The organism is Mesorhizobium sp. M5C.F.Ca.IN.020.32.2.1, from assembly GCF_004023105.1.
GTDB classification, from domain to species: Bacteria; Pseudomonadota; Alphaproteobacteria; order Rhizobiales; family Rhizobiaceae; genus Mesorhizobium; species Mesorhizobium wenxiniae.
In genome coordinates this window covers 1-2,957 of sequence record NZ_RZSX01000784.1, presented here as the reverse complement: position 1 = coordinate 2,957, position 2,957 = coordinate 1, and the positions used below count along the sequence as shown (strand labels likewise).

Sequence of the window (2,957 nt, the reverse complement as noted above, 5' to 3'; positions counted from 1 at the left end):
GTGTGGAAGGGTTCGGACGTTTCGTAGACGTGCGCCCATTTCAGCGCGGTTTGTGCAGAGGCCGAAGCCATGGGCAGAGCGATTGCCGCGATCGTGCCGAGCAGAACGACGTATTTTCTCAACATCATATTCCTCCCTGTGATTGGATTTGACTGTGCCGACAGGATCCTCCCGGTCGGCCGACTCCTATCCCGCGACCTCCCTGGCCGCAGATTTCTCACCGAAATTGCGTGAGAATCTCAGTTGAGACTGCCGCAGATGTTCCTGCATGGCGGCCTTGGCCCGTTCGGGCTCGCGCGCCGCGATCGCGTCGCGCACCGCGCGATGCTCCTCCGCCGCGGCCCGCCAGGAATCCCTGTTCTCGAAATAACTCGACAGTCGTTCGAAATATGGGTTCATGCGCTGGTCGAAAAGCTCGCCGATGCAGCGCACCAGGACGGCGTTTCCGAGAATGCCCGCCACCATCGTATGGAACTCGCGGTCGAGCGCGATCGTCATCTTGGTCGGGTGAAGTATGTCCTCCATGCGGTGCAGCACGTCGTCCATATGTTCGATGTCAATCGGCCGAACATGGAGGGCGGCTTCGGCGGCGATCGCCCCTTCGAGGAACTCGCGCGCCCGCAACAACTCGAACGGGCCTTCATCCATCTCTGCGGTCAAAACCTCGGCACGCGGCCGGTCGGTGACGTAGATGCCGGAGCCGACGCGAATGCGTATGCGCCCCTCGACCTCGAGGGCGATCAGCGCTTCACGGACAGTCGGGCGGGAGATGCCAAGCTGATCGGCCAGTTCGCGCTCGGTCGGCAGCCGATCGCCGACTGCGAACTCGCCCGCGTCGATCAGCTGCCTGAGCTGATCGGCGATCTGTCGGTAAAGTCGACGCGGTTCAACGGCCTGGATCGGCATTGTTACCCATTTCTACTTCAACGGAATTATCAGGCTGATCCCGGATCGGTAAATTGGTCTGACCTATTGATCAAACCTGCCGCGAAAAAGGCTGAGAGTCAAGCAGCAGAGAACGCCCATGGAACCCATTCTCCGTGACTTTCTTGGAAACGACGGATCGGCCATGGCTGGACGGCAACTCTTGAACTTCCAGCAGCTGGAAGGATTTGGCTTCCGCCGGCGGACAGCCGAATTATTTCACCATCAACGGCCGCGCCTATCCTTCGACGGACGCGATCAGGATGAAAGTCGGCGAAACTCTGAAAGTGCGCTCATCGGCACCAATGTGCCACTTGTGGCAGCGGATCATGCTGCGGCGACTTCCGGCACCGTAGCATATCTCACCTGCGCAATGAGTATAGACTGAGAGGGGGCGCCAGGGCAGCTAGGGGAGCCGTGTCATCGAGCCAGTGGATAGGTCTGCGGCGACTTCCGATATGCCTCTTCACAACGCGGCGAACAAAACCATGGCCCTTCTGGGGCGGCCCGTCGATAGGATGCATACGGAGCATGCATCTTGCACACTGGATCGATCCAGGCCGGGTCAGGCGAGGGGGCAAGTTCGATCTCGTAAAGAGGGATTTCATCAGCTACCGACCGCAGCGCCACCTCTCCGAGATCCCGCACCAAGATGCCTTTGGCGGCAGCGGCGTCGGCAATGGGTTGAGTCGCAAGCAATTGACCGGGGAACGCAAGCGCAGCAATACGTGCCGCTATGTTGACGGTAGATCCAAACAGATCACCTGCCCTGCGGATGACCGGTCCATGGTTCAGCGCCGACCGGGTGAGCGGAAGGCGCGGTTCTTCCCGGCATGCCTGCAACAGCGTTCCAAGCGCCTGGATCGCTAACTCCGGCTCCGGAAACGAGAGCATCGCTTCATCCCCGATCCACTTGATCGGAGGCTCGTAGCCAGCAAGCGCCTCGCGGACCATGCTCTCGAAAATCTCGAGCACATCGATTGCCGCTGCATCTCCATAAACGTCCGCGATGGCGCTAAAGCCCGCAAGATCGATGAATGCCACCGTAGCCGAAGCGCCGACGGAACTCTGCGTCTGGCTCATGTCCCTGTCCATGCGAAGTTATTTAACGCCTGTAACACGATTTCGCGAATCTCGGACGCGATCGTCAGAGCTCCAGGGCGTCGGTACGCCACACCGCAGACCTCCCTTCGAGTGAAATTGGCGAAGGCGTTAGCCGCCTGTTTCCTCGGGAACACTTTGGTCTCGCAAAGTGTTTTGCCGCGTGGCAAAGGCGAAAGGGAGCGTGAACATGCGCGCGGTCATCATTGGCGCAGGCATCGCCGGACTTGCAGTGGCCAAGGGCCTGCGGTTGCTCGGATGGGAGACCGAGATTTACGAGCAGGCGAGCGAACTGAAACCTCTGGGTGCGGGTCTCAGTCTCAGCGCCAATGCACTTCGTGCCCTTCGTACGCTCGGGCTCTACGAAGCGGTTGTGGCCGAGGCGCAGCCAATACACAGGCTGGATCTTCTCGACGACAAGGGACAAGTTCTCCAATCCACGGATTTTCAGCGCTTCAGTCAGCAATATGGTCACCTCAGCATGGCCGTGCTGCATCGCGGCGATCTCCAAAGGCCCGTCTTTCGGAACTACCACGTTTTGTCATCCGCACCGAAATGGAATGCGTGGATGCTCGGCAGGTTGGCGACAACATCGCCCTGCGCTTTGCGAATGGGGAGATTGTGGAAAGCGAGCTGGTGCTCGCTTGCGATGGCATTCACTCCGCGGTTCGTAGAGCGCTGTTTCCGCAATCTCGTGAGCATTTCGCTCGCTACGCTTGCTGGCGAGCCATCGCGCCCGGTTTCCCGCAAGGAATGGACCCCGCGCGTCTTACCGAAAGCTGGGGAGCCGGAAAACGCATCGGACTGGCCGCGATCCCCGGCGAAAGGGTCTACTGGTTTGCTTGCTGTGGTGCCAATCACCGGGACGACCCCAAGCTGGCTCAGGCCGATCTTGCAGAAGTGCAGGCGATGTTTTCCGGATTTCACGAGCC

Annotated in this window: 4 protein-coding genes and 1 pseudogene; 2 read left to right on the top strand and 3 right to left on the bottom strand. The window is 59.9% G+C overall.

Features of this window, described 5'->3' with window-relative positions; all coding sequences use genetic code 11:
- Window positions 1–125: pseudogene (locus EOA86_RS28790) on the bottom strand (ABC transporter substrate-binding protein); the annotation flags it as partial.
- Window positions 126–186: 61 nt separating this feature from the next.
- Window positions 187–906: a FadR/GntR family transcriptional regulator gene (locus EOA86_RS28785; protein WP_128344755.1), complete on the bottom strand. Its 720-nt coding sequence runs from the start codon at window positions 904–906 to the stop codon at window positions 187–189.
- 118 nt (window positions 907–1,024) lie between these two features.
- On the opposite strand from EOA86_RS28785, the gene EOA86_RS38920 reads away from it, so the two are divergent.
- The gene (locus tag EOA86_RS38920) at window positions 1,025–1,312 is read left to right on the top strand and encodes a hypothetical protein (protein WP_164892071.1); all 288 of its coding nucleotides are present in this window, start codon (window positions 1,025–1,027) and stop codon (window positions 1,310–1,312) included.
- A 32-nt stretch (window positions 1,313–1,344) separates the two neighbouring features.
- On the opposite strand, the gene EOA86_RS28780 is transcribed toward EOA86_RS38920, so the two are convergent.
- Window positions 1,345–2,007 (bottom strand): hypothetical protein, encoded by a 663-nt coding sequence (locus EOA86_RS28780; protein ID WP_245485859.1) that lies wholly within the window; start codon window positions 2,005–2,007, stop codon window positions 1,345–1,347.
- 208 nt (window positions 2,008–2,215) lie between these two features.
- Between EOA86_RS28780 and EOA86_RS28775 the strand changes: the two genes are divergently transcribed.
- Window positions 2,216–2,957, top strand: a 742-nt coding sequence (locus tag EOA86_RS28775; protein ID WP_164892070.1) for an FAD-dependent monooxygenase, incomplete at its 3' end; no start/stop codon positions are given.

Bases quoted from the DNA above. Each gene is read 5' to 3' on its own strand.
- EOA86_RS28785 (WP_128344755.1), bottom strand. From the start codon at position 906: ATGCCGATCCAGGCCGTTGAACCGCGTCGACTTTACCGACAGATCGCC.
- EOA86_RS38920 (WP_164892071.1), top strand. From the start codon at position 1,025: ATGGAACCCATTCTCCGTGACTTTCTTGGAAACGACGGATCGGCCATG.
- EOA86_RS28780 (WP_245485859.1), bottom strand. From the start codon at position 2,007: ATGAGCCAGACGCAGAGTTCCGTCGGCGCTTCGGCTACGGTGGCATTC.